The sequence below is a fragment of the Nocardia sp. NPDC052254 genome (assembly GCF_040679495.1).
Lineage (GTDB): Bacteria > Actinomycetota > Actinomycetes > Mycobacteriales > Mycobacteriaceae > Nocardia.
The window spans coordinates 340,889-365,004 of the sequence record NZ_JBFAUW010000004.1; the positions used below are offsets into that span (position 1 = coordinate 340,889).

Sequence of the window (24,116 nt, forward strand, 5' to 3'; positions counted from 1 at the left end):
GCGCGGCGGTCGAGCGGACGTCGGCATCCCGGGCTCGATGCCATCTGACTGAAACAAGTTCTAGACATATACCTTGATTTGTCTTACATTCGATACATGAGCACCGCAATGTCTCATCCAGCTCATTTCACGCTGCGCTCCGGGGACACCTGGCGCGACCCGTGGCCGATGTACGCCGCACTCCGCGAATCCGACCCGGTCCACCGTGTGGTGCCGGCACAGCGGCCGGAGGACGACTACTACGTGCTGTCCCGGTACGCGGATGTGTATGCGGCAGTGCGTGATCCGGAGACCTTCTCCTCCGCGCAGGGGCTCACGGTCGACTACAACAACCTCAGCGAGATCGGGCTCGGAGAGAATCGCCCCTTCGTCTTCACCGATCCGCCGGAGCACACGGTCTTCCGCCGCCGGGTCGCCAAGGGATTCACGCCCCGGCAGGTGCAGGAGATCCGGCCCGCGGTCGAGAAGTTCGTGATCGAGCGGCTGGAAAGTCTGCGCGCGGCGGGTGGCGGCGATATCTCGGTGGAGCTGTTCAAACCACTACCGACCATGGTGGTGGCGCACTACCTGGGCGTGCCCGAGGCCGACCGGGCGAAGTTCGACGGCTGGAGCGAGGCGATCGTCGCGGCGTCGGCCACCGGCGGTATCGCGCACGCGCAGGACGCGATCGGCGAGCTGTCGCAGTACTTCATCGCCATGATCGACAAGCGCAAACTCGAACCGGCCGACGACACCGTCTCCCACCTGGTGGCCTCGGGTCTCGGCTCGGACGGTGATGTCGGCGAGATCCTGCAGATCATCGGCTTCGCCTTCACGATGATCACCGGCGGTAACGACACCACCACGGGCAACCTGGGTGGCGCGGTGCAACTGCTGACCACCGAACCGGAACAGCGCCGGCGCCTGCTCGACGATCCGGACCTGATCCCGGGCGCGGTCGACGAATTCCTGCGGATGACCTCACCGGTGCAGGGGCTGGCCCGTACCACCACCCGCGATGTGGAACTGCACGGCGTCACCATCCCCGCGGGCCGGCGCGTACTGATGCTGTACGCCTCGGCGAACCACGACCAGGACGAATACGGCTCGGACGCGAGCACACTCGATGTCACCCGGAATCCGAGGAACATCCTCACCTTCGGCAACGGCAACCATCACTGCCTGGGTTCGGCGGCGGCGCGTATGCAATCCACCGTCGCACTGCGGGAACTGCTGACCCGCTGCCCGGATTTCACGGTGGACCTCGACGCGGTGCGCTACACCCAGGGCAACTACGTGCGCTGGCCCGTCAGTGTCCCGTTCGTCCCGGGCGCATGACCGGCGGGCGGGACTGGCTGGCTCAGCCACGGTCGATGCAGGCCGCCGAACGTGTTCTCGACGCCGCGGCCCGGCTGTTCGCCGAGCAGGGTGTGGCGGCTACCCAGATGGGCGACATCGCCAAGGCGGCGGGCTGCTCACGCGCCACGCTGTACCGCTATTTCGACAGTCGGCAGGCGGTTCAGCTGGCCTATGTGCACCGCGAGGCACGGCGGGTGGGCGCCACCGTGGCCGCCGATATCGCGACGATCGGCGATCCGGGCGAGCGCGCGGTGGCCGGGGTGCTCGCGAGCCTGCGCGCGGTGCGCTCCGATCCCCTGCTGATCGCCTGGTTCCGGCCCGACGATGCCGGGCGAACGCTGGAGATGGCGCAGACCTCCCAGGTCATCGAGGCCATGGGCCGATCCCTGTTCGATCCGGAAACTCTGCCGGGAGCACGTGATTCGGCCCTGCTGGCACGCTGGCTGACCCGGATCATCGTCTCACTGCTCACGGTACCGGGGCAGAACGAGAGCGAGGAACGTGCGATGCTCGAGCTTTTCCTCGCACCGCTACTGGTCCCGCACCGCTGACCGGCAGGAAGCCGTTCCCGGAATCGGCGTCACCCGGTCCCTTGCGCACGGCGTCCCGGCCCACGAGGCTGGTGGTATGGATTCGCTCATCATGTCCGCGCGCGATCTCGACTTCCTGCTCTACGAGTGGCTCGACGTGACCGGGCTGACCGAGCGCGAGCGCTACCGCGAGCACAGCCGGGAGACCTTCGACCAGGTCCTCGCACTGAGCCGGGAACTGGCCGAGAAATACTTCGCCCCGCACAATCGCGAGGGTGACCTGCACGAACCCACCTTCGACGGCGAGAAGGTGCACATCATCCCCGAGGTGGCGGCGGCACTGTCGGCGTTCGGCGACGCCGGATTCGTCGGCGCCGCGATGGACGAGCGGATCGGCGGCATGCAGTTGCCACACACCGTCTTCACCGCCTGCATGTCCTGGTTCTATGCCGCCAATGTGGCCACCGCCAGTTACGCGCTGCTGACCATCGGCAATGCGAATCTGCTGGCCGCGCACGCCGATCCGGCACAGATCGACCGCTTCGTGCGCCCGATGCTCACCGGACGCTGGTTCGGCACGATGGCGCTGTCGGAACCACAGGCCGGCTCGTCGCTGGCCGACATCACCACCAAGGCGGTGCCCGCCGGTGACGGCAGCTACCGGCTGTTCGGCCGCAAGATGTGGATCTCCGGGGGCGATCACGATCTCTCGGAGAACATCGTGCATCTGGTACTCGCCCGCATCCCGGGTTCGGATACCGGCACCCGGGGCATCTCGCTGTTCATCGTGCCGAAATACCTTCCCGCCGAAGATGGTTCGCTCGGCGAGCGCAACGATGTGGTGCTCGCCGGGATCAATCACAAGATGGGCTGGCGGGGCACGGTCAACACCGCTCCGGTGTTCGGCGACGGCGCCTTCACCCCCGGTGGCGAATCGGGTGCGATCGGCTATCTGGTGGGCGAGCCCAATCGCGGGCTCACCTACATGTTCCACATGATGAACGAGGCCCGGCTGGGCGTGGGCCTGGCCGCCACCGCACTGGGCTACACCGGATATCTCAAGGCCCTCGACTATGCCCGCAATCGGCCGCAGGGCCGGGCGGTGGCGGCGAAGGGCGGCGGGCAGATCCCCATCGTGGCGCACCCCGATGTCCGGCGAATGTTGCTGGCGCAGAAGGCCTATGCGGAGGGCGCGCTGGGCCTGCAACTGTACTGCGCCACCCTGATCGACCGGCAGCGCAGCGCCCGCGACGCCGAGGAGACCAAGTACACGGGCCTGCTGCTGCGGGTACTGACCCCGATCGCCAAGAGCTGGCCGAGCCAGTGGTGCCTGGCCGCGAACGACCTCGCCATCCAGGTGCACGGCGGCGCCGGTTACACCCGTGACTACGACGTCGAACAGCACTACCGCGACAACCGGCTCAACCCGATTCACGAAGGGACACACGGTATTCAGAGCCTGGACCTGCTCGGTCGCGCGGTGACCGCCGACGGCGGGGCGGCGCTGACACTGCTGCTGGACACCATGGGCGAAACCGTCGATCGGGCCCGCGCCACCGGCGACGCCGAACTCGGCGACTTCGCCGATGCGCTGGCCGCGGCGGCCGGCCGGATCGCCACCACCACCGCGACGGTCTGGCGGGATGCGAACCCGGAAGCGGCGCTGGCCAATTCGTCGGCCTACCTGGAAGCGTTCGGACATGTGGTGCTGGCCTGGATCTGGCTCGAGCAGGCGGTGGCCGCGAGCGGCGGGACCGAGGACTTCCATCGCGGTAAGCGGGTCGCGGCGCGCTACTTCTATCACTGGGAATTGCCGCGCACCGCACCACTTTTCGATCTTCTGGACGGAATGGACCGCACCACCCTGGACCTGGACGACGCCTGGCTCTAGCACATCGGCACGGTCGCCGTACCGCCTCCTGGCGACAATCGGACATTGCGACGCCCTCTAGTCTGGCCTGGTGGAGATGGGATGGACGCAGCTGGCGCAGCAGTGCCTCGTCGAGGAGGACGAGGCGATCATCGCGCTGAACAAGCCCGCCGGCATCGCCGTGACCGGGGAACGGCACGACACCGATATGGTCGAGCTCGCCGCGGCCGAGGGCCGCACGCTGTATCCGGTGCACCGGATCGACAAGGTCACCTCGGGCCTGGTGCTGTTCGCCAAGGAGCTCAGCGCACACGGCAGCCTGACCAGGCAGTTCAACAAGCAGACCGCCGAGAAGCGGTATCTGGTGATCACCCCCGCCACCGATGTACCCGATACCGGCGTCATCGACCTGCCGCTGAGTGTGGGCCGCAAGAACCGGGTGCGCATCGCGGCCCCGCGCGAGACGATCCGCCGCGAGAACGACACCTGGACGGTTGCCGACGGCGATCTGCTGGCAGGGAAGAACTATCCGTCCCGCACCGAGTTCCGCACGATCGCCCGCACGGACCGGCACACGCTCGTCCTGGTCCGCCCCATCACCGGCCGCCGCCACCAGATCCGAGTGCACCTGGCCTGGATCGGATACCCCATCGCCGGCGATCCGTTGTTCGACAAATCCGATGCCTACTCGCGCACCCACCTGCACTCCTGGTCACTGAGCCTCGAAGCCCCCTGGCGCACCGACCCGAACCTCACCCTGCTCGCCACCCCGGGCGAGGATTTCTTCGGCACTCCCGCGGGCCCGATCGTCGACGACCCGGCCGCCCTGCTCGAAGGGATCACGAACGACCTCGGTGCGGTGGCCGGGAATCACCGATCCGGAGACCGCTGATCCGCGGCGCCCGCTCCAGCCGGCACGCCATCGAATCGCGGACCGGGAACAGCCCGAAAAGCCGCCCGCGTCAATCGATTTCCGCTTCCAGCTCCGCGATCTGGGTGCGCAACCACTCTTTGTCGGCGCGGCGGGTGGCGGCGCCGAGGGTGAGCATGCCGCGCCGGAACCGATCGGTCATATCGGCCGCCCGAAGTGGCCGTCCCTGCTCGTAGAACCAGCTGGCGGGCTGCTCGTAGAAGGTGAGCCGCCGCCGTAGCACCGCCACCTGCTCGGCCGGATCGGTGAGGTAGCCGAGAAAAGCGAGCAGGACGAAGAAGTTGTTTCGATCGGTGATCTCCACCTCGGACGGGTCGCGCAGCCGCCGCAACAACTCCGCGCGCCCGGCCTCGGTGAGCACGAGCAGCTGCCTGGCGCTTCCGGCGTCTGCCTGTTTGTCGACCATTCCGGCCGCGCGCAGCCGGTTGATGGCGGGATAGAGCGCACCGTCACTGACCGGCCGGATGTGCCCCGACAATCCGGAGATGCGTTGCCGCAGCTCGTAGGCGTGCATCGGCTGCTCGTAGAGAAAGCCCAAGATGCTCAGCTCCAGCATGCGCCCACCCTACTCTCTAATCGACATATCTCTAAAAGAGTTGCCTCGATTAGAGAGTCTCGATTAGAGTTAGTCGCATGAGCGATTACTTCACCACCCCCGATGGCGTCCGGCTGGCCTACGTCGATTCCGGCGGGCCCGGCAGTCCGGTGCTGGCACTGCATGGTGTCTACGGCCGGGGGCGCGGCTGGATGCCGTTGGCGCATCGGCTGAACCGCCGAATCATCGCCGTCGACCAGCGCGGCCACGGTCTGTCCGACAAGCCCGGCGACTATTCGCGCACGGCATTCGTGGCCGACACCGCGGCCGTCATCGAAGAACTGGGCCTGGGCCCGGTGCCGATCATCGGCCATTCCCTGGGCGCCATCAACGCCTACCAGCTGGCAGCACAGCGCCCGGACCTGGTCGAATCATTTGTGGCCCTGGACTTTCCGGCGTTCGCGGGCGTATTCGACGATCCCTGGCTGGACGAGCTTCCCGACCGGTTCTCCAGCCTGACCGAAATGCGGGACGCCATAGGGCGATTGCGACGGCCCGACGCGATACCGCACTTCCAGGAAAGCGCCGTGGAAGATGAGCGCGGCTGGTATTTCCTGTGGAACGCACCGGATATGCGGGCGGCCAAGCGCGGCGTCACCGGCGACTGGTGGCCGGACTGGACCGGCAGCTCACACCGGGCGTTACTACTACTCGGCGGCGACAGCCCGGTGGTACCGCCGGAGCACGCCCGGGAAATGATCCGGCGGCGACCCGGCACCGAACTGGCGGTGATCGACGGCGCCGGACACGATCTCTACCTGAGCCACGTGGACGAGACCGCGGAGATCATCGGCCAATTCCTGGCCTGAAGGTCGATCCCGCGGCCGCCGGGCACGATGCCGACACCGTCCGTGGCGGAACGCTATTCGCCACTGCGTCCGTGACGGTTCCAGAACTGGTGCACGACCCCGTTCGGCGTTGCCACCGACTCGATGTCGAATCGCTCGTGGATATTGCCGAGCCCTGCCCACAGCGAGGTTCCACCGCCCAGAACCACCGGCACGATCGCCAGGTGCATGAAGTCGACGAGGTCCGATTCCAGGAACTGGCGCACGGTCGACGGCCCGCCACCGATACGGATGTCGCCGCCGTCGGCGAGTTCGGTCGCGTGGTCGAGTGCCCCGGCGGCATCGGCGTCGACGAAGTGGAACGAGGTCCCGTTGTCGAAGGTGATCGGTTCGTGGGCGTGGTGGGTGAGGACCACGACGGGAGTCCGGAACGGCGGCTCGTCACCCCACCAGCCACGCCACCCGTCGGCGGGCCACGGACCGCGCTGCGGCCCGAATTTCCCGCGGCCCATGATCTCCACGCCGACACCCTGCCCCCAGACGCTGGTGAAGGTGCGATCAGCGGTGATCGGCGCATCCGCGGTGTGGACGCCCGCGATGACCCGGCCGTCGAATGTGCCGAACAACTCGCTCGCGCCACCGATCGGTTCATCGAAAGTGACGGTGCTGCCGGCGGCGTAACCGTCCAGCGAGACGTTGAGCAGATCGACACGAACTCTGGGGCGGCGCGACATGGTTCTCCCTAAGTGGTTGCGTTTCACAATCGCTTTACGGAGCATAGGGTAGTGGAGTTGTGTTTCGCAATCACTGTGGAGGTGGAGAGATGTTCCGGAGCCCGCGCTCGGGCTGCGCGATCAATGCCGCCGTCGAAGTACTCGGCGATCAATGGACGATCATCGTGTTGCGCGACATCATCTTCGGCGGACGCCGGCATTTCCGGGAACTGTTGTCCCGCAACGACGAAGGCATCGCGTCGAACATCCTGGCCGATCGCCTGCAGCGACTGGCCGCCTCCGGATTGCTCACCCGCGACGACGCGGTACGCGGACAGAAGGCCGCCTATCGGCTCACCGCCGCGGGCATCGACACCGTGCCGATCATGGTGGCACTGGGACGATGGGGCGCGCAGTACCGCGACACCACACCCGAGCTCACGATTCGCGCACAGCTTCTCGCCGATTCACCGGAATTGACCGCCGACCTCATGGATGAGCTTCGCGAAATCTACCTGGGCGTTCCACTCCCCCACCCCCAGCAGCAGCCGGCCTCCACCCGGCTGACCGACGCGTACGAAGACGTGCTCGCACGGCAGAGCGGCACCGGAACGCGAGCGTGATCCAGCAATACTTCACCGCTATAAGACGTGGCGAGCGTCATGCAGACTACACACCGTGATGCTTCTACCCTGAATAGGTGCCCCGGTGGCACGACAGGCGACCGATGCGAACGGCTCAGAGCCGCTGCCGCAGGGATTTCACGCGGGTTCGCGCACGGCCGCAACCCGGTGACGGGCGCAACGGTGCGATCCCACGAGAAAGCGGACGCCATGATTCTGTTGGCACAGATCAGCGATACCCATTTCGATCTGACCCCGCGTAATGCCGAACGTGTCGCCACGGTGCTCGGCTACCTGGAGCGATTACCGCGCCGGCCGGACGCTGTCCTCGTCACCGGCGATCTCACCGATTCCGGCACGCTCGCCCAGTACGAACAGGCCCGCAAGGTACTCAGCACCGATATTCCGATGTACGTACTGCCGGGCAATCACGACGATCGCACGAATCTGTGCCTCGGCCTGCTCGATGCGCCGGCGCCGGAGGGGCCGATCAACCAGGCCGTCGAGGTCGGCGGACTGACGGTCGCGATGCTGGACTCCACCATTCCGGGTTCCGGGGGCGGGGCGCTGGGTGAACGGACCTATGCCTGGCTGGACCGGCTGCTGGACCGCACACCCGCACACGCCCCGGTATTGATCGCGCTGCATCATCCGCCGATGCCGATGTTCTCCACGGTCGTCGATCCGATCCGGCTGGCCGATCCGCAGCGACTCGAACACCTGATCGCGAACGACCGCCGGATCCTCGGTGTCCTCGCCGGACACATGCATGCCATGGGCACCACCCTGTTCGGCGGGCGCCCGCTGGTGGTGGCGCCCAGCGTCGCCTCGGCGATCGGCGGCGCCTGGGAGGTCCGCACCCCGGGAGAGGTCCCGATCGACTACGCGCCGGACCCCTCGGTGCTGCTGCACGCCGTGGACGACGGGCGGCTCACCACCGTCGTGCGGACCGTGCCGATGGGCGGGCGGATCGCGGTCCAGCCCTGCTGAACCGGCCTCCCGGCCGGTGGCACGCGCCTACAGTGAGAGATACATTTCTCGAGCTCGAGGAGCGCGTATGTCCACGCCGTCGGTCATCGTCGTCGGAGCAGGCTTCGGTGGCCTCGGTGTGGCAATCGAGCTGCAGCGCAACGGATTCGACAAGATAACCATCCTGGAACGGGCCGCCGATCTGGGCGGGGTGTGGCGGGAGAACACCTATCCGGGCGCCGCCTGCGATGTGCCGTCGACGCTGTACTCGTTCTCCTACGAACCGAAGCCGGATTGGCCGCATCGCTACTCCGGGCAGGCCGACATTCTCGGCTACCTGCACACGGTGGCGGTGAAATATCGACTGCTGGATCGGATCGTCTTCGACACCGAGGTCACCGAGGCCCGGTTCGACGAATCCGCGCAGCGCTGGACGGTCCGCACCGCGAACGGCGCGGACCGCACCGCCGATGTGCTGATCTGCGCGGTCGGTCAGCTCTCCCGGCCGCGGATGCCGGATATCGCCGGAATCGACACGTTCACCGGTCCTTCCTTCCATTCGGCACAGTGGGATCACAGCGTGGAGCTGACCGGCAAACGGGTCGCGGTGATCGGAACCGGTGCCAGCGCAATCCAATTCGTGCCCGCCATCGCGCCGGAGGTCGAGCGGCTGACCCTGTTCCAGCGCACCGCGGCCTGGGTGGTGCGCCGCACCGACCGCAACTATCGACCGATGCATCACGCACTGTTCCGGCATGTGCCCGGACTGCGGCTGGCCCAGCGGCTGTGGGTGTGGTGCTTCCTGGAATTCTTCTCCTTGGGACTGACCGCCATCCCGCCGATCCGGCGCATCGCGACCTGGCTGGGCACCCGGGCCCTGCGCGGTGACATCCCCGATGCGCGACTGCGGGAGAAATTGACCCCGGACTATCCGGTGCTGTGCAAACGGGTGCTGTTCTCCAACGAGTACTACCCCGCACTGGTACGCCCGAATGTCGACGTGGTGACCGAACATATCGCCGAGGTGGTGCCCGAGGGAGTCCGGACCGCCGACGGCACCGTCCACCCGGCCGATGTGATCGTCTACGGCACCGGTTTCAAGGGCAGTGAATTCCTTTGGCCGATAAAGGTGTTCGGGCGCGAGGGCGTCGAGCTCGACCGGATGTGGGACGAGGGTGCGCGCGCCTATCTCGGCATGGCGGTACCCGGATTTCCGAACATGTTCCTGATGTACGGCCCGAATACCAATCTGGGCACGGGCTCGATCCTCTACATGATCGAATGTCAGGCTCGTTACATCCGCCAGGCCGTGCGCTATCTGAGCGACCACCCCCACTCCCGGCTGGAGGTCCGCCCGGAGACGGCCGCCGCATTCGACGAACAGCTCCAGCGGCGCTTGCTGCGTACCCCGTGGACCGCCTGCTCGAGCTGGTATCGCAATGCCGCCGGCCGCATCACCAACAATTGGCCGGGCACCGTCACCGCCTACCGGCTGCGCACCCGCACCCTCGATCCGGCCGACTACCTGACCGGCCTCCCCGATTCGATCGGCATCCGATGACCCGTCCCCGGCGCTGCCGGTGCTGGCAGACTTGAGCCGTGACCGCGCCCTCCAGCACCGGCGACGAGCCGTATCGCCATCACGGCTCGCTACGCCCCATCGAACTCGCCACCGCGGCGGTCCTCGGCGGGGTGACCGTCGGTTTGGTGACAATCGGTTCGGTGGTGCCCTATGCCGCCGCGCTGAACATGGTCGCGGCGGTGCCGATGGGTCTGCTCGCCCAGCGATACCGGCTGCGAGCCACCGTCGGTGCGACGATCGCGGCCACTCTGGTGAGTTTCGTCGCGGGTGGGCTGGTCCCGGCCGCCACCCTGGTCGGTGCGGCGACCATCGGCGGCATCATCGGCACGGTGAAACGCCGGCACCGCGGGCTGTTCATGGTGCTGTTCACCGCCACCCTGGCCGGTCTGTGCTGGGCAGCGTTCTCGGTCGGGATGTTGTTCCTGTTCTCGGCGTCGCGGCGGCTGGTCTTCGACAATGTCCGCAACATCGCCGATGGCATCGACCACGTACTGACCCAGCGAGCCCACCTGGAATCGCTGGGCCGGCTGGTCATCACGGTCACCGACAGCGTGCTGGCCTGGTGGTGGCTCTACATCGGCGTGGCCGTCTTCGTGGGCATCGTGCTGACCGCGTTGTTGTCCTGGTTCGTTCTCGGCTCGGTACTCGACCGCCTGGAATGGCTGCCCGGGCGCGACAAATTGGACGCACCCGCGGACGATCGGCCGATCGCACCGCTGCCCGTGCGGCTGCGCGGTGTCTCGTTCCGGTATCCGGGTGCGCACGCCGACGCACTGACCGACGTCGATCTGACCGTCGAGAACGGGGAATTCGTCGCGGTGGTAGGCCACAACGGGTCCGGTAAATCCACCCTCACCCGGCTGCTCGCCGGGCGCCCGCCGACCGGTGGCGTCGTCGAACGCCCGGGTTCGGCCGGGCTCGGCCGGATCGGCGGCACCGCTCTGGTCCTGCAGCGGCCGGAGAGCCAGACGCTCGGCGTCCTCGTCGCCGACGATGTGGTGTGGGGGCTGGCACCCGAGGAGGCCCGCGCGGTCGATATCGACGCCCTGCTGTGCGAGGTCGGGCTCGGCGGCCTCGGCGGTGCCGAGACGACGTCGCTGTCCGGCGGTCAGCAGCAGCGCCTGGCGGTCGCGGCGGCGCTGGCCCGCAATCCGGCACTGCTGGTCGCCGACGAGGCCACCTCCATGATCGATCCGGACGGCCGCCGCGATCTGGTATCGCTGCTGTCCGGTCTGCCGGCCCGGCACGAGATGGCTGTCGTCCTGGTCACCCATCACGAGGCCGATGCGGCCGCGGCGGATCGGGTCATCCACCTGTCCGGCGGGCGCCAGGTCGAGCGCCTGCCGAGCTGGCCACGTCCGGCCCACAGCCTGCGCAGCCGCCCGATCGGCGAGCCGGTGCTGGAACTGCGCGGGGTCACCCACACCTACAACCGAGCCACCCCGTGGGCCGAAACAGCTCTGCGCGGTGTGGACCTCACCGTGTATCGCGGCGAGACACTGCTGGTCGTGGGCGGTAACGGCTCCGGTAAATCCACACTCGCCTGGATCATGGCCGGATTGGTGGTACCGACCTCGGGCGGTTGCCGGGTGCGCGATCATTCCGGCACGCGACCGGTCCACAGACGCATCGGCTCGGTCGAACTGGCCTTCCAGCATTCCCGGCTGCAACTGCAGCGCCAGACCGTGGGCGCGGAGATCGAGGACTGGGGCGGCCACGGCACCGGCTCCGGTGCGGTGGGCCGCGCGCTGGACGCGGTGGGACTGGACCGTGCGATGGCATCGCGTTCGATCGAGGAACTGTCCGGCGGTCAGGCCAAACGGGTGGTGCTCGCCGCGATCGTCGCGAGCCGCCCCCAGGTGGTGGTACTGGACGAGCCGCTCGCCGGACTCGACCCGCAGGGCCGCACCGAAGTGGTGGAACTTCTTGCCCGGCTACGTGATTCGGGACTGACACTGATCGTCATCTCACACGACGTGGCCGATATGGAGAATGTCTGCGACCGCACGGTTCACCTGCGGTCGGGGCAGATTCTCGAGACGATGGCCGCCACGGACCCCGTTCCGGCACCGCCCGTCACCCCGCGCCGCGAGCGCGGCGACGCACTGGGAGGTGCGCGATGAGCGTCGTGTTGTTGCGGGTGGTTCCGGTCGACAGCCCGATCCATCGATTGTGGGCCGGTACCAAGATGATCGCCGCGTTCGGAATCAGCGTACTGCTGATGTTCCTGCCCTCGTGGCCGGTACTCGGCGTGATGGTGGCGTTCGTGGTGATGATCGCTGTGCTGGCGCGTTTGCCGCTCGGCACACTGCCCCGGTTCCCGTGGTGGTTCTGGGCGCTGATCCTGCTGGGTGGTCTGCTCACCCTCCCCACCGGTGGCGCGGGAGTGCTGCGCTATGTCCAGATCACCGTGTTCGCGCTGATCATGCTCAGCACCTCGTTCCTGATCACCTGGACCACACCCATGAGCGAAATCGCGCCCGCCCTGGCGAAATTGGGGGCGCCGCTGCGCCGGTTGCGAATCCCGGTCGACGAGTGGGCCGTCGTGGTGGCGCTGACGCTGCGCGGGTTGCCGCTGCTGATGGATGAGATCCGCATTCTGCGCGCGGCCCGCCGGCTACGCCCCAAGGACGGCAATCGCGCATCGGCGAATCCGCTCGTGGACATCCTCACCGCGGCCATGGCGGTGTCGACCCGCCGAGCGGGCGAGCTGGGCGAGGCCATCACCGCCCGCGGCGGCACGGGTGAGCTCACCGCCCATCCGGCCACGCCCGGCCGCGCCGATTTCGTGGCTCTGACCGTGGTGATCGTGGTCTGTGGCGGCGCCGCGGCGCTGGCTGTTCTGCTGTAATCGAGCCACCCGCAAACAGTCGGCGATCAACGCTCGAAACGGGCAAACTCGCTCGACTTTTCGAATCACCTAGTCAGAGACATGAATTCGCTGAACTTTATGACCGGGTGAAGGTACGGTTACCTCCGTGAGTTAGCCGGACCACGGTTTCACGCGCACTTGTGTGTTGACGTCGGGGGTTTGTGGGTTCTCTGCGCGCGTCGTCTACGGCTGCCCGAATGTTCTTTCTGATGAAGATTGGAACCGGAATGATTCTGCGCAAGTTCGCTGCCGTCGTTCTGCCGGCAGTGGTGGCCGTTGCCCTCGGGGCAGGAACCGTCCACGCCGATAGCGGCACCCCCTCGGTGCACTACCGGACCGAGTTGATCGGGAACACCGTCGAAACCACGCTGGACGGTGGCTTCTTCCGGATCGGCACCGACGGCCGGACGGTCGATATCACCGATACCGCCGGCCATGCTCTGGTCACCCTTCCCCTGTCCTTCCGGCAGGATGGACTGGAATACCCACTGCCGCACCAGATTCGCGACGATGCGCGGGTCCTCGATCTGACAGCGGTGAAGGATTCGGCTCGAGCCCATCCCGTGCAGCTCACACCGGTGGCATCACTGGTCGAGAACCAGAGCGCGATGAACGCGTTCGCGACACAGTTCGGGATCGCCACCGCCATCGGCGGATTCGTCGGAACGGCGATCGGCGCGGCGATCGGCTTGGTGGTCGGAGCCTTGGCGGGCGGAATCGGCGCGATTCCGGGATTCATCACCGGCGCCAGTGTGGGCGCCATCATCGGGACCGTCGTGGTCGGGGGACCGACCCTGGTCATCGCCGCCATGGACCTCGTCGACACGCTCAACGCGGCGCCCGGAACGAGTAAGTGGAGCGGGCTCACCTACTGAGCTGCCCGCCCGGCGACCGGCACGGCGTCCACGCGGCGCCGTGCCACTACCGACCTGATTCCTTGTCCGTGCCCAACCAGGCCGGATGCCACAACCGCCCCGACTCCGTCCAATTCATGTACCGCACGGTGCCGGTCACCTGCGGAGTCACCCAGACCGCATCCTTTCGCTCGTCCGCGGTGAGCTCATTGGCGAACGGACTGGTGTCACGGCGCATCTCGCGCAGCCGAGCACTCAGCTCCGCCATCTCGCGATCGCCGAATCCGGTGCCGACCCGGCCGATGTAGTACAACTGCCCCTCGTGCCGCACGCCGACCAGCAGCGAGGCGAATTCCCTTGCGGCACTGCGTCGCCAGCCGCCCACGAGAACGTTCTGGGTGCGCCAGTTCCGCGTCTTGATCCACGCCTGCCCGCGCCGCCCCGGCAGGTAAACCGAATCCTTGCGCTTGGCCACCACCCCCTCGAGCCCGTGTTCGCGGCTGTACGCCAGCGCGTCGACGCCCGGCCCCGGCAGCTGCGGCGGAACGAAGAGCGCCGGTGAGCGCTTCGCCAGGGCCTCGAGCACCTGCCGCCGATCGGTGTAGCGCTTGCGCAGCAGCGAGGTGCCGTCCAGATACAGCACATCGAACGCGACCAGTACCGCCTGCGCCGCATTCGATTGCAGCAGTGCGAGATTGGCGACACCGCGCTCGTCGAACACCACCGCCTCACCGTCGAGGACGATTCGGTGCTCACCGAGCTCCCGGCCGAGCGCTGCCAGCCGAGGATAGCGATCGGTCACGGTGTTCCCGGCCCGGCTGCGCACCACGAGCGCACCTCGGTCGATCTCGGTGACGATCCGGAATCCATCCCACTTCGTCTCGAAAACCCATTCGCGCCCATCGAGTTTCGTCACATCACCGGGGGTCGCGAGCATCGGTGCCAGACCGCGCGGCATCGCGGCGGCGGCCGCACGGGCGCCGCCGCGCGTCCCGGTCCCACCGCCCACGGCCTCCGCATCGTCGGCGGGCGCATCGTGGCCCACGACGTCACCGGGGTCGTGGACCTGCGCCTTCATCAGATGCATCAACCACTGCGTACCGCCGGTGCGGATGAACGCGTACCGCCCGCTCAGCCGCCGGCCGTGGAATCGCACGATGACCTCGTCCGCACGCCACTTCTCGGTCTCGTAGGTGCCCGAATCCCAGATCGTCATCCGACCGGCGCCGTACTCACCGCGCGGAATATCGCCGTGGAAGTCCAGATATTCCAGCGGATGATCCTCGGTGTGCACGGCCAGGCGGTTCTCCGACGGCACCGTCGGTGGGCCCTTGGGCACCGCCCACGACACCAGCACACCGTCACGTTCCAGCCGCACATCCCAGTGCAGCCGCCGTGCGTGATGCTCCTGCACGACGAAACGATCCCCCGGTCCCGGATCGGGCCGGCCCGCCGGAACCGGTTCGGGGGTACGGTCCGCATCCCGCATCGAGCGATAGGTACCCAGCGGATCCGGCGGCTCGGCATCGGCATCCGGCGGCCGATCCAGACCGGACAGCAGATCGCCGTCCGCGCGCCACCGCTCGAGCACTTCACCGAAGGTCAAGTGGCGCAGTCGTTCCCGATCCTCGATCTCGTCCCAGCTGCGCGGCGCCGCGACGGTGGGATGCTCGCGGCCGCGCAGTGAATACGGCGCGATGGTGGTCTTCGACGGGTTGTTCTGACTCCAGTCGAGGAAGATCTTGCCGGGCCGGGCGGCCTTCGCCATCGTCGCGGTCACCAGCTCCGGATGCAGCTGCGCCAAACCGGTGGCCAGCTGTTTGGCGACCGTGGACGCACCACCGGAACTCAGCACCCGATCCAATGGCACATAGACGTGAATCCCCTTGCTCCCGCTGGTCACCGGATACGCGTCCAGTCCGGCATCGCGCACGGTATCGCGAATCCACAGGGCCACCACCGCACAATCGGCCAGTCCCACCCCCGGCCCCGGATCCAGATCGAACACCAGCCGGGTCACCGGCCCGGGGCGAGCGCCGGCGAAACGCCATTGCGGTACATGGATTTCCAGCGCCGCCTGCTGCCCGATCCAAGCCAGCCCCGCCACCGAATCGATGAGCGGATAGGTGACCCGGCGATCGGAGTGCTGGATCTGGCGGCGCGCGAGCCAGGCCGGGGCGTGCGCGGCCAGATTCTTCTCGAAGAACGACGACGCGTCCACACCGCTCGGCCACCGCTTGCGCGTGACCGGGCGATCGGCGATATGGGGCAGCAGCGCCGGGGCGATGGTGGTGAAGTAGTCGACCACCTCCCCCTTGGTGGTGCCGGTCGCCGGATACAGGACCTTGTCGAGGTTGGTCAGACCGACCTCGATACCCCCGTAATCGCGGCGCGCCGCCATATCCGCAGTGTAAAGCGACAACGGGCCCCGCCGGAGGAATGAACCTCCGAAACGGGACCCGTCATGAATCGGTGGGGCGACTCCGCCTCGCTCACGCCTCCGGCGGCTGCGGTGCCTGCGGCGGAGTGGCGGGTGGAGTCTGTGGCGGCGCGGCGGGCGGTTCGGCGGGCGGAGTGCTGCCGCCCTGCTCGGGAATGCCCTTCTTGATGGCGTCGGTGCCTTTGCCGATCTTGTCGGAGTACTTACCACCGGTCTTCTCGTCGATGAAACCGCCGGCCTTGTCGACGGCTCCGTGGATCTTCTCGGCGTTCTCGGAGGCGGCATCGCGCCCCTTACCCACCAGACCTTTCAGCGTGTCCATCAAACTCATGAGGCCCACTCCTCCACTCGTAGATTGAGTTTCTAACGCACATCTTCCCACCACGGGACCTGCGGTGATACCGCATTGGTATCTATCCGCTCCCCGGGAATCGGCACTGCTACCGGAGTACCCGCCGCATGGGCCGCCGACACAAGCCGGCGCACCGGTTCCGACCAACCGTGGAAGGCCAGATTGAAGGTTGCCCAGTGAATGGGGACCAGCGTCCCATGATGTGCGTCGCCGACGCAGACGTCGGCATGAGCGCGCACGGCCTCCTCCGGATTCATGTGCACATCGGGCCAGTGCACGTCGTAGGCACCGATCGGCAGCAGGGTCAGATCGAACGGACCGTAGGTCGCGCCGATCTCGGCGAAGGCTTTGGTGTAGCCGGTGTCGCCACCGAAGTAGGCCCGCCGATTCGGCCCCGCGAATACCCACGACGCCCACAGCGTGGTGTTGCGGGTGAGGCCCCGGCCGGAGAAATGCCGTGCCTCGGTACACGTCACGGTCAATTCCTCACGACCGGGCCGGGTGATGGATGTCGATGCGCCCCAATCCAATTCGATGATGCGCGATTCGGGCACCCGCCACTTGCGCAGATGCGCGCCGATGCCGATCGGCACCACGAACGGCGCCGTCTGACTCGTCACCAGCGCGCGCACGGTCTCGCGATCGAGGTGGTCGTAGTGATCGTGCGAGATCACCACCACGTCCACCGGCGGCAACGCCGACAGCGGCACCGGCACCGGATGCAGCCGCGCCGGGCCGACCAGCGGCGACGGCGACACCCGCTCACTCCACACCGGATCGGTGAGAACGCGATAGCCGTCCACCTCGATCAGTGCGGTGGCGTGGCCGAACCAGGTCACGGCCAGATCCGCCGCCTGTTCCGGATAACCGGCCGTGGCCAGGGGGATATCGGCCGGTGGCCGCCCCACATCGCGCCGGGTGAGCGCCGACAGCAGCAGCGACAGCCCGGAGCCGGCGACGATCTGCGAACTCGGCTCGGTGTTGTGGAACTGCCGATTGCGATAGCTCGCCGATCCGGCGGCCAGCGGCGCGACGGCGGCGGCGGATGCGCCCATCTCAGCGGGAATCCGCCAGGCCGCGCGGGCCACCCAGCGCAGTCCGACCACCCCGGCCGCTGCCAGCGCGGCACGGCGGGCCGCGGCGACCATTCCGGTGGCCCCCATCAGCGCCCCACGAACTTCGCCGAGCGCTTCTGCTCCCGTGCCAGCCGAGCTTCCTCTGCGTCGGCGCTGCGCCATGCGGCCTCCAGGGCATCTCGCTGTTCGACGGTGTCCGCCACTCGGGTGCCGTCGTCGTTGAAAACCAGTTTCAGATGCCGCAGCGACAGCGGCGCGAGCTCAGCGATGGACTTCGCCCATTCCTGCGCGTCGGCGAGGGTGCCGATGCGGTTGGCGAAGCCGAAAGTGTATGCGTCGGAAGCGGTCACCTGCTCCGCGCCCATCAGCATCGTGCGCGCGGGGCCACCGCCGATCAGCGCGGTCAGCCGCCGGATGGTCCAGCCGTCCACCGAGATGCCCAGCTTCGCGGCCGGTACCGCGATATAGGAGTCCGGGGTCATCACCCGCAGATCGGCGGCCAGCGCCAACTGCACACCCGCGCCCAGCGCACCACCGTTGATCGCGGCGACGACCGGCACCGGCACCGTTTCGACGGTCGCCAGCAGGTCGCGCAGCGAGTCCAGGAAATCCTGCGAGTACACGCCCGAGAGATCGGCGCCGGCGCTGAAGATCGGCCCCTGCCCGGTCAGCACGATCACCCGCGCATCGACCGCCGCCGCGGTGACGGCCTCCCGCAGTGCGGCCACCAACTCGTCGTTGAGGGCGTTGCGGCGCTGCGGGCGCTGCAATTCGATGGTGACCACGTCACCATCCCGGCTCACTGCCAGCATCCTGACCTCTCCCCATTCGCGCGGTGTGTTCGATCCGGCGGCACTCGATACGCACCCGCCGGTCGGTATCCACTGTATGCGTCGCGCGGTTGCCGCAGCGCACCCGACGCGTACTGTGACGGCGGTGACCGCACCCGATTTCGAGATAGTGGTGATCGGCGCCGGCCAGGCCGGTCTGTCGGTCGGCTATCACCTGCGCCGGCTCGGTCTGCGACCCGAACGCGATTTCGTCATCGTCGACCATTCCCCCGGCCCCGGCGGTGCCTGGCAATTCCGCTGGCCCTCACTGACTTTGAGTACCGTGAACCGGGTTCACGACCTGCCGGGTATGTCGTTCACCGAAACCCTGCCACCCGGTTCGGATTCGGTCTCGGCCGCGACCGCGGTGCCACACTATTTCGGACTGTACGAAAAGCAGTTCGACCTGCGGGTTCAGCGCCCGGTTTCGGTCCGGGTGGTGTGCGACCGGGCCACCAGCGCAACGTGTCCGGACGGCCAGGTGGACGGCCTGCTGCACGTCGAGGCCGAAGGCGGCGAAAAGCCTTCGGCAACAACGGCTTCCGTACCGGTGGAGCGCCCCGAGGCAACGGCTCCGGAGCCCGGCACGCATCCGGCGGACCTGGCACCGAGTGGATCGGGTGAATTCACCGAGCGCGCACCGTCCGACGACGTGACGAGCGACACGACACTGCGCACCCGCGGGCTGATCAACGCGACCGGCACCTGGGAGAAGCCGTTCATCCCGTACTACCCGGGCGCGGAGACCTTCGCCGGGCGGCAGTTGCACGCCCACGACTACCGCAGCGCCGCCGAATTCGCCGGCAAACACGTCGTGGTCGTGGGCGCGGGTATCTCCGCTGTCCAGCTACTGGATGAGATTTCCCAGGTCACCAGCACGACATGGGTGTCGCGGACCGAACCGGGCTGGCGCGAGGGCCCGTTCGATCCCGATGCCGGCCGGCGCGCGGTCGCGTTGGTCGAGGATCGGGTGCGACGCGGTCTGCCGCCGCGATCGGTGGTGTCGGTCACCGGACTGCCGGTCGACGACCGGATCCGTGCCGCCCGTGCCCGTGGCGTGCTGACCTGGCATCCGATCTTCGACCGCATCGAACCCGACGGCGTGCGCTGGTCCGACGGCACCTTCCGGCCTGCCCAGGTGATCCTGTGGGCGACCGGTTTCCGCAGCGCCCTCGACCACCTGGCACCGCTGCGCCTGCGCGGCCCCGGCGGCGGGATCACCATGACCGGTCGCCTCGCCACCCAGGTCGCCGCCGATCCGCGCATCCACCTGATCGGATACGGCCCCTCGGCGAGCACCATCGGCGCCAACCGCGCGGGCCGTGCGGCCGCGGTCGAGCTCACGCGCCATCTCGGGCTGGGACACTCCCCGCCCGCCAGGAGCTAGACGACCAGGTCAGTCCAGGCCGACCGCGAACGTATCGGGATCGGGCCCCACCCGGGTTCCGGTATCGAGCGCGTTGATCGTCGTCATCTGATCGGCGTCCAGTTCGAATCCGAAGACATCGAAGTTCTCCCGGATCCGGTCGGCGTGCACCGACTTCGGAATCACGATGTTGCCCAGCTGCAGATGCCAGCGGATGAGCACCTGCGCGGGTGTGCGGCCGATCTGCGCGGCGATGGCGCCGACCGTGGGATCCTTCAGCTCCTGGCCCTGCCCCAGCGGGCTCCAGGCCTCGGTGGCGATGCCGTTCTCCGCATGGAATGTGCGCAGTGTCGTCTGCGCCAGCGCCGGATGCAGCTCGATCTGATTGACCACCGGCACCTCACCGGTCTCACCGATCACCCGCTTCAGATGTTCGGGCTGGAAGTTCGAGACACCGATGGACCCGATCCGCCCCTGTGCCTTCAATGTCTGGAATGCGCGGAAGGTATCGACGTAACGGTCGGCCGTCGCGACCGGCCAGTGGATCAGATAGAGATCCAGATGGTCGAGCCCGAGCTTCGCCATGCTGGCGTCGAACGCCCGCAGCGTCGAGTCGTACCCCTGATCGGCGTTCCACAACTTGGTGGTGACGAACACCTCGTCCCGGGGCAACCCGGACTCGGCGATGGCCCGCCCCACCTCGGCCTCGTTCCCGTAGGCCGCCGCGGTATCGATACTGCGATACCCCGCCGCCAACGCCGAGGTCACAGCCTCGAAGGTCTGTCCCTCCGGTACCTGGAACACCCCGAACCCCAACCGAGGAATCAGATGACCGTCATTCAGGATCACCGACGGGACTGGGCCGCTCTCGCTGCGAAAGGTCACCGTTCCGACGGTAGAAGCGCTGGGCCGAAGCGTCAACGACGAGGTGAGGCGTGTTCGCGCCCAACCGTCTCCCACCAGGCCCGAGCTGCGCTCGTTGCCATTCGGACGGCCGTTGCCCCCCATTGCCCGCAGGGTAGCGACAGGCGCCGAGCAGGACTTCCATCCGGAGCCGCCGAGATGATCACCACCGGCCAGACGGTGTCCGCTCGCGACATCCACGACGAGGTCTGCGGCCGGGCACAGCTCGCGATGCCCGCAGCAACGCGCTTTCCAGCCACGAGAAACGTAAGCAGCTGTCGGTCAAACGGATTCGATAGTGTCGTCTACTGGACGGCAGAGTGGATGCCCGCGGGGGCGTTGTGCGGGAAGGACGTCAGCAGATGACGATGCGGCGGACGATAGCGAGATTCCTGGTATCGGCAGTGGCCGGAGTGCTGTGCTTCGGAATGGGGGCGACCGCGGCACAGGCCGATCCGCTGCCGCAGTGGGCGCCGTTCGGAACGACCTTGTACACCTTCGGTGACGCGAATTTCTGCACGGGAACCATCGCGGTGGGGGTGGAAGCCGCCCCCGGCATGCCGGGTCATGTCCTCGCACATGTCACCCCGTTGGGATATCAGCGGGGACCGTGCGGTAATCACGTGATGTTCGGCTGGGTGGGTTCGGCCGGGGCTCGGCACCAGGATGTGTATGTACGCACCGACGCCGCACCGGGCGCGACGGTGACGGTGGATCTGTGGATCGGAATGGGACCGGCCAAAATCATGGCCGATACCTGGCCGATACAGGGACCGTTCACGGAGTGGTATCTGTACGTCCCCTGATTCGGGATCGTGGACGGGCGCCCTCGTTCACCCCGGAAGTCCCAGCCGCCGATAGCGGTGGCGACGGTCGGCCCGCAGGGATTCGACCGGCTCCGCACGTAGCGCGGACAGTTCCGCCGCGATGACGGCGACCATGCGCCGCGCGAAATCGATCGGTTCCACCGCCGCATCGGGATACTCCGGGACGACACGATCGACCACACCGTCGGCCAGCAGGTCCGCGGACCGGATGCGTTGAGCCGCAGCCAGTTCGGGAGCATGATCGGTATCCCGGAACACGATGGCGCTGGCTCCCTCGGGTGGCAGCGGAGCCAGCCAGCCGTGCGTGGCGGCCAGGACTCGATCCGCGGGCAACAGCGCCAGTGCCCCGCCGCCGCTGCCCTGACCCAGCAGCACCGACACCGTCGGGGTGTCCAAGGTGACGAGATCGGCCAGACAGCGCGCGATTTCGGGGGCGAGGCCGCGTTCCTCCGCCTCCTTCGACAGGGCCGCACCGGCGGTGTCGATCACCAGAACCAGCGGCAGACGCAGCTCCGCGGCCAGATGCATGCTGCGGCGAGCCTCGCGCAATGCGGCCGGACCCATGGTGTTCTCACTGTTCCGGCCTGAGCGATCGTGGCCGAACACCACACACGGTTCGCCACGCAACCGAGCCAGAGCGTGCACCACCGTGCGATCGGATTCGCCCTGGCCCGTGCCGCTGAGTGGCACGCGATCGGTGACCTGCCGAAGTAGCTCGCGGATACCGGGACGAGTGGGATCACGGGAGATGCGGACCGACCGCCAGGCCGCGTCCGACCGGGAATCGGCGTCAGCGGAGCCGGTTTCATCGACCGACCCCGGCCCCGGACCGTTCGTGACGGCCGAATCCGATTGAATCACAGCGGATATCGACTCCACGGCCGCACGCTCACTTCCCGCCGATTCGCCGGCGAGTGAAACTTCCCGGCGCGCAGCCGAAACCGTCACATTCAGCACCCGGTGCGCGATCCGCCGGAACACCCGCACCGGAACGACCCCGTCGATGACTCCGTTGCGATACAGATTCTCGGCGACCTGCACCCCCTCCGGGAACGGCCGGTCGTAGAGGGCCTCGTACACGCGCGGACCGAGGAAGCCGATCAGCGCCCCCGGTTCGGCAAAGGTCATGTGCCCCAGCGAACCCCAGGACGCGAACACCCCGCCCATGGTCGGATTGCGCAGATACACCAGATAGGGATGGCCTGCCGACTTGTGCGCGGCGACCGCACCGGCGATCTTCACCATCTGCACGAAGGCAATCGTGCCCTCCTGCATACGGGTACCGCCGGAGGTGGGCGAGGCCAGCAGCGGCAGGCCCGCCGATGTGGCCCGCTCGATGACGGTGACGATTCGCTCGGCGGCCGCCACACCGATGGAGCCGGCGAGAAAACCGAATTCACACGCGATGATCGCGACCCGCCGGCCGCGCAACAGCCCCTCGCCGGTCAGCACCGATTCGTCGGTGCCACCGCGTTCGGCGGCAGCGGCCAGTTCCGAACGGTACTGCAGCGAGACGGCGATCTCGATCGGTTCTCGATCCCAGCTGTGATACGAACCGGGATCGAGCACACCGTCGAAAAACTCACGCGCGGAGATCTTCACGCTCCGAGCGTAACCACGTCAGCCCCCGCGACCGCTGCCGTGGCATCGTTCACCGACGCGACCGCCACGCATGCGGCCGGTCATCGGCGACTCAGTAGCCCTGGACCACCTTGCGCAACGCGTACTCGGTGACCGAGACCAGCGCCTGCTTCACCGGCTCGCGCCGGCGTGCGTCGATCGACATGATCGGCACGTCCGCCGGAACGGCCAGCGCCTGGCGGATGTCCTCCAGGGGATACCGCGGTGCGTCGTCGAACTCGTTGATGGCCACCAGGAACGGCAGCCCACGAGCCTCGAAGTAGTCGACGGCAGCGAAGCTGTCTTCGAGCCGTCTGGTGTCGATCAGCACTACCGCCCCGATGGCGCCGCGAATCAGGTCGTCCCACATGAACCAGAATCGGTACTGGCCGGGGGTGCCGAACAGATAAAGCACCAAATCATCGGCGAGGCTGATCCTGCCGAAGTCCATGGCCACCGTGGTGGTGGCCTTAGTCGGCACGGCTGCCAGGCTGTCCACGCCCACACTGGCGTTGGTCACCAAGGCCTCGGTGCGTAGCGGAACGATCTCCGATACGGCACCGACCAGAGTCGTCTTACCCACGCCGAATCCACCGGCGACCACGATCTTCGCGGAAGTCGGTTTGGCGCTACGGGTATCGACCTGGGCCGTCGAATCAAATACGCCGGAGTCCACTGAGAACCCTTTCGATCAGCTCGCGACGTTCATCGTCGCTCGAATCGTCTTTCAATGTCGCCGAAACTCGCACATGTCCCGCCTCGATGAGGTCGGCCACGAGCACTCGAGCCACCCCGATCGGAATACCCAGTCGGGCGGCCAGTTCCGCAACTGAGGGCGATTCTCGGCACAACTCCACGATTGACGTCTCGATATTGGTCAGTTCGAACTGCCGCTCGAAAGCGACCGGATGCGATGCGACAAGCGCCTCCAAAGCCAACTCGACCGTCGGCCGGGTACGTCCGGCCGTCAGCGAGTACGGCCGGACGAGGCTGGGCTCGGCGCTCCCCACGTGCTGGTTGTCTATGTCCATCCCACT

General features: G+C 67.4%; 23 protein-coding genes. 13 read left to right on the plus strand and 10 right to left on the minus strand.

Annotation, left to right across the window (positions count from 1 at the left end; genetic code table 11):
- Positions 1 to 96 precede the first annotated feature (96 nt).
- The 4 genes from AB0L57_RS13595 to AB0L57_RS13610 all read left to right on the plus strand — a co-directional run bounded on the left by AB0L57_RS13595 (position 97) and on the right by AB0L57_RS13610 (position 4,630).
- Positions 97 to 1,317, plus strand: coding sequence for a cytochrome P450 (locus AB0L57_RS13595; protein WP_364961101.1), 1,221 nt, complete (start codon positions 97 to 99; stop codon positions 1,315 to 1,317).
- The gene (locus AB0L57_RS13600) at positions 1,314 to 1,889 is read left to right on the plus strand and encodes a helix-turn-helix domain-containing protein (RefSeq protein ID WP_364961103.1); all 576 of its coding nucleotides are present in this window, start codon (positions 1,314 to 1,316) and stop codon (positions 1,887 to 1,889) included. Before AB0L57_RS13595 ends, AB0L57_RS13600 begins: the two co-directional genes overlap by 4 nt.
- Before the next feature lie 76 nt (positions 1,890 to 1,965).
- The gene (locus AB0L57_RS13605) at positions 1,966 to 3,759 is read left to right on the plus strand and encodes an acyl-CoA dehydrogenase (protein WP_364961105.1); all 1,794 of its coding nucleotides are present in this window, start codon (positions 1,966 to 1,968) and stop codon (positions 3,757 to 3,759) included.
- Between the two features lie 76 nt (positions 3,760 to 3,835).
- Entirely contained in the window at positions 3,836 to 4,630 is a 795-nt protein-coding gene (locus AB0L57_RS13610; protein ID WP_364961107.1) for an RNA pseudouridine synthase, read from the plus strand.
- A 70-nt stretch (positions 4,631 to 4,700) separates the two neighbouring features.
- Here AB0L57_RS13610 and AB0L57_RS13615 read toward each other — a convergent pair whose 3' ends face one another.
- The gene (locus AB0L57_RS13615) at positions 4,701 to 5,225 is read right to left on the minus strand and encodes a PadR family transcriptional regulator (protein WP_364961109.1); all 525 of its coding nucleotides are present in this window, start codon (positions 5,223 to 5,225) and stop codon (positions 4,701 to 4,703) included.
- A gap of 77 nt (positions 5,226 to 5,302) precedes the next feature.
- On the opposite strand from AB0L57_RS13615, the gene AB0L57_RS13620 reads away from it, so the two are divergent.
- Complete coding sequence (locus AB0L57_RS13620; RefSeq protein ID WP_364961111.1) at positions 5,303 to 6,073, plus strand: alpha/beta hydrolase; 771 nt, start codon at positions 5,303 to 5,305, stop codon at positions 6,071 to 6,073.
- Positions 6,074 to 6,126: 53 nt separating this feature from the next.
- On the opposite strand, the gene AB0L57_RS13625 is transcribed toward AB0L57_RS13620, so the two are convergent.
- Entirely contained in the window at positions 6,127 to 6,786 is a 660-nt protein-coding gene (locus tag AB0L57_RS13625) for a dihydrofolate reductase family protein (protein ID WP_364961113.1), read from the minus strand.
- A gap of 89 nt (positions 6,787 to 6,875) precedes the next feature.
- Here AB0L57_RS13625 and AB0L57_RS13630 point away from each other — a divergent pair, with 89 nt between their 5' ends.
- The 6 genes from AB0L57_RS13630 (at position 6,876) to AB0L57_RS13655 (ending at position 13,686) form a co-directional block, all read left to right on the plus strand.
- Positions 6,876 to 7,388, plus strand: a complete 513-nt coding sequence (locus AB0L57_RS13630; protein ID WP_364961115.1) for a helix-turn-helix domain-containing protein — start codon at positions 6,876 to 6,878, stop codon at positions 7,386 to 7,388.
- 210 nt (positions 7,389 to 7,598) lie between these two features.
- Positions 7,599 to 8,378, plus strand: a complete 780-nt coding sequence (locus AB0L57_RS13635) for a metallophosphoesterase (RefSeq protein ID WP_364961117.1) — start codon at positions 7,599 to 7,601, stop codon at positions 8,376 to 8,378.
- 67 nt (positions 8,379 to 8,445) lie between these two features.
- Positions 8,446 to 9,918, plus strand: coding sequence for an NAD(P)/FAD-dependent oxidoreductase (locus AB0L57_RS13640; protein WP_364961119.1), 1,473 nt, complete (start codon positions 8,446 to 8,448; stop codon positions 9,916 to 9,918).
- A gap of 38 nt (positions 9,919 to 9,956) precedes the next feature.
- Positions 9,957 to 12,062, plus strand: a complete 2,106-nt coding sequence (locus AB0L57_RS13645) for an ATP-binding cassette domain-containing protein (protein ID WP_364961120.1) — start codon at positions 9,957 to 9,959, stop codon at positions 12,060 to 12,062.
- Positions 12,059 to 12,790: an energy-coupling factor transporter transmembrane protein EcfT gene (locus AB0L57_RS13650; protein WP_364961122.1), complete on the plus strand. Its 732-nt coding sequence runs from the start codon at positions 12,059 to 12,061 to the stop codon at positions 12,788 to 12,790. Before AB0L57_RS13645 ends, AB0L57_RS13650 begins: the two co-directional genes overlap by 4 nt.
- A 230-nt stretch (positions 12,791 to 13,020) precedes the next feature.
- The gene (locus tag AB0L57_RS13655) at positions 13,021 to 13,686 is read left to right on the plus strand and encodes a DUF6861 domain-containing protein (protein WP_364961124.1); all 666 of its coding nucleotides are present in this window, start codon (positions 13,021 to 13,023) and stop codon (positions 13,684 to 13,686) included.
- 46 nt (positions 13,687 to 13,732) lie between these two features.
- On the opposite strand, the gene AB0L57_RS13660 is transcribed toward AB0L57_RS13655, so the two are convergent.
- From AB0L57_RS13660 to AB0L57_RS13675, 4 genes are all read right to left on the minus strand, one after another.
- Positions 13,733 to 16,066: an ATP-dependent DNA ligase gene (locus AB0L57_RS13660; RefSeq protein ID WP_364961125.1), complete on the minus strand. Its 2,334-nt coding sequence runs from the start codon at positions 16,064 to 16,066 to the stop codon at positions 13,733 to 13,735.
- A 91-nt stretch (positions 16,067 to 16,157) separates the two neighbouring features.
- Complete coding sequence (locus tag AB0L57_RS13665; RefSeq protein ID WP_364961127.1) at positions 16,158 to 16,436, minus strand: antitoxin; 279 nt, start codon at positions 16,434 to 16,436, stop codon at positions 16,158 to 16,160.
- 32 nt (positions 16,437 to 16,468) lie between these two features.
- On the minus strand, positions 16,469 to 17,605 hold the full coding sequence (locus AB0L57_RS13670; RefSeq protein ID WP_364961371.1) for an MBL fold metallo-hydrolase: 1,137 nt from the start codon (positions 17,603 to 17,605) through the stop codon (positions 16,469 to 16,471).
- A 14-nt stretch (positions 17,606 to 17,619) separates the two neighbouring features.
- Entirely contained in the window at positions 17,620 to 18,345 is a 726-nt protein-coding gene (locus AB0L57_RS13675; protein WP_364961129.1) for an enoyl-CoA hydratase, read from the minus strand.
- 76 nt (positions 18,346 to 18,421) lie between these two features.
- On the opposite strand from AB0L57_RS13675, the gene AB0L57_RS13680 reads away from it, so the two are divergent.
- Positions 18,422 to 19,750, plus strand: a complete 1,329-nt coding sequence (locus AB0L57_RS13680) for an NAD(P)-binding domain-containing protein (RefSeq protein WP_364961373.1) — start codon at positions 18,422 to 18,424, stop codon at positions 19,748 to 19,750.
- 9 nt (positions 19,751 to 19,759) lie between these two features.
- Here the strand turns inward: AB0L57_RS13680 and AB0L57_RS13685 are convergent, their stop codons facing one another.
- Positions 19,760 to 20,614, minus strand: a complete 855-nt coding sequence (locus AB0L57_RS13685; RefSeq protein WP_364961131.1) for an aldo/keto reductase — start codon at positions 20,612 to 20,614, stop codon at positions 19,760 to 19,762.
- Positions 20,615 to 20,994: 380 nt separating this feature from the next.
- Between AB0L57_RS13685 and AB0L57_RS13690 the strand changes: the two genes are divergently transcribed.
- On the plus strand, positions 20,995 to 21,438 hold the full coding sequence (locus AB0L57_RS13690; protein WP_364961133.1) for a hypothetical protein: 444 nt from the start codon (positions 20,995 to 20,997) through the stop codon (positions 21,436 to 21,438).
- 27 nt (positions 21,439 to 21,465) lie between these two features.
- Here the strand turns inward: AB0L57_RS13690 and AB0L57_RS13695 are convergent, their stop codons facing one another.
- The 3 genes from AB0L57_RS13695 to AB0L57_RS13705 all read right to left on the minus strand — a co-directional run bounded on the left by AB0L57_RS13695 (position 21,466) and on the right by AB0L57_RS13705 (position 24,110).
- Positions 21,466 to 23,061: a carboxyl transferase domain-containing protein gene (locus AB0L57_RS13695; RefSeq protein WP_364961135.1), complete on the minus strand. Its 1,596-nt coding sequence runs from the start codon at positions 23,059 to 23,061 to the stop codon at positions 21,466 to 21,468.
- 91 nt (positions 23,062 to 23,152) lie between these two features.
- Entirely contained in the window at positions 23,153 to 23,755 is a 603-nt protein-coding gene (locus AB0L57_RS13700; protein ID WP_025347065.1) for an ATP/GTP-binding protein, read from the minus strand.
- The gene (locus AB0L57_RS13705; protein ID WP_227984471.1) at positions 23,736 to 24,110 is read right to left on the minus strand and encodes a DUF742 domain-containing protein; all 375 of its coding nucleotides are present in this window, start codon (positions 24,108 to 24,110) and stop codon (positions 23,736 to 23,738) included. The genes AB0L57_RS13700 and AB0L57_RS13705 overlap by 20 nt, the downstream gene beginning before the upstream one ends.
- Positions 24,111 to 24,116 lie beyond the last annotated feature (6 nt).

What these genes read in the sequence shown, in the direction of transcription:
- AB0L57_RS13640 (WP_364961119.1), top strand. Translation starts at nt 8,446, where the DNA reads ATGTCCACGCCGTCGGTCATCGTCGTCGGAGCAGGCTTCGGTGGCCTC.
- AB0L57_RS13615 (WP_364961109.1), bottom strand. Translation starts at nt 5,225, where the DNA reads ATGCTGGAGCTGAGCATCTTGGGCTTTCTCTACGAGCAGCCGATGCAC.
- AB0L57_RS13620 (WP_364961111.1), top strand. Translation starts at nt 5,303, where the DNA reads ATGAGCGATTACTTCACCACCCCCGATGGCGTCCGGCTGGCCTACGTC.
- AB0L57_RS13625 (WP_364961113.1), bottom strand. Translation starts at nt 6,786, where the DNA reads ATGTCGCGCCGCCCCAGAGTTCGTGTCGATCTGCTCAACGTCTCGCTG.
- AB0L57_RS13610 (WP_364961107.1), top strand. Translation starts at nt 3,836, where the DNA reads ATGGGATGGACGCAGCTGGCGCAGCAGTGCCTCGTCGAGGAGGACGAG.
- AB0L57_RS13675 (WP_364961129.1), bottom strand. Translation starts at nt 18,345, where the DNA reads ATGCTGGCAGTGAGCCGGGATGGTGACGTGGTCACCATCGAATTGCAG.
- AB0L57_RS13600 (WP_364961103.1), top strand. Translation starts at nt 1,314, where the DNA reads ATGACCGGCGGGCGGGACTGGCTGGCTCAGCCACGGTCGATGCAGGCC.
- AB0L57_RS13680 (WP_364961373.1), top strand. Translation starts at nt 18,422, where the DNA reads ATGCGTCGCGCGGTTGCCGCAGCGCACCCGACGCGTACTGTGACGGCG.
- AB0L57_RS13650 (WP_364961122.1), top strand. Translation starts at nt 12,059, where the DNA reads ATGAGCGTCGTGTTGTTGCGGGTGGTTCCGGTCGACAGCCCGATCCAT.
- AB0L57_RS13595 (WP_364961101.1), top strand. Translation starts at nt 97, where the DNA reads ATGAGCACCGCAATGTCTCATCCAGCTCATTTCACGCTGCGCTCCGGG.
- AB0L57_RS13655 (WP_364961124.1), top strand. Translation starts at nt 13,021, where the DNA reads ATGAAGATTGGAACCGGAATGATTCTGCGCAAGTTCGCTGCCGTCGTT.
- AB0L57_RS13670 (WP_364961371.1), bottom strand. Translation starts at nt 17,605, where the DNA reads ATGGTCGCCGCGGCCCGCCGTGCCGCGCTGGCAGCGGCCGGGGTGGTC.
- AB0L57_RS13630 (WP_364961115.1), top strand. Translation starts at nt 6,876, where the DNA reads ATGTTCCGGAGCCCGCGCTCGGGCTGCGCGATCAATGCCGCCGTCGAA.
- AB0L57_RS13665 (WP_364961127.1), bottom strand. Translation starts at nt 16,436, where the DNA reads ATGAGTTTGATGGACACGCTGAAAGGTCTGGTGGGTAAGGGGCGCGAT.
- AB0L57_RS13660 (WP_364961125.1), bottom strand. Translation starts at nt 16,066, where the DNA reads ATGGCGGCGCGCCGCGATTACGGGGGTATCGAGGTCGGTCTGACCAAC.
- AB0L57_RS13705 (WP_227984471.1), bottom strand. Translation starts at nt 24,110, where the DNA reads ATGGACATAGACAACCAGCACGTGGGGAGCGCCGAGCCCAGCCTCGTC.
- AB0L57_RS13605 (WP_364961105.1), top strand. Translation starts at nt 1,966, where the DNA reads ATGGATTCGCTCATCATGTCCGCGCGCGATCTCGACTTCCTGCTCTAC.
- AB0L57_RS13635 (WP_364961117.1), top strand. Translation starts at nt 7,599, where the DNA reads ATGATTCTGTTGGCACAGATCAGCGATACCCATTTCGATCTGACCCCG.
- AB0L57_RS13690 (WP_364961133.1), top strand. Translation starts at nt 20,995, where the DNA reads ATGACGATGCGGCGGACGATAGCGAGATTCCTGGTATCGGCAGTGGCC.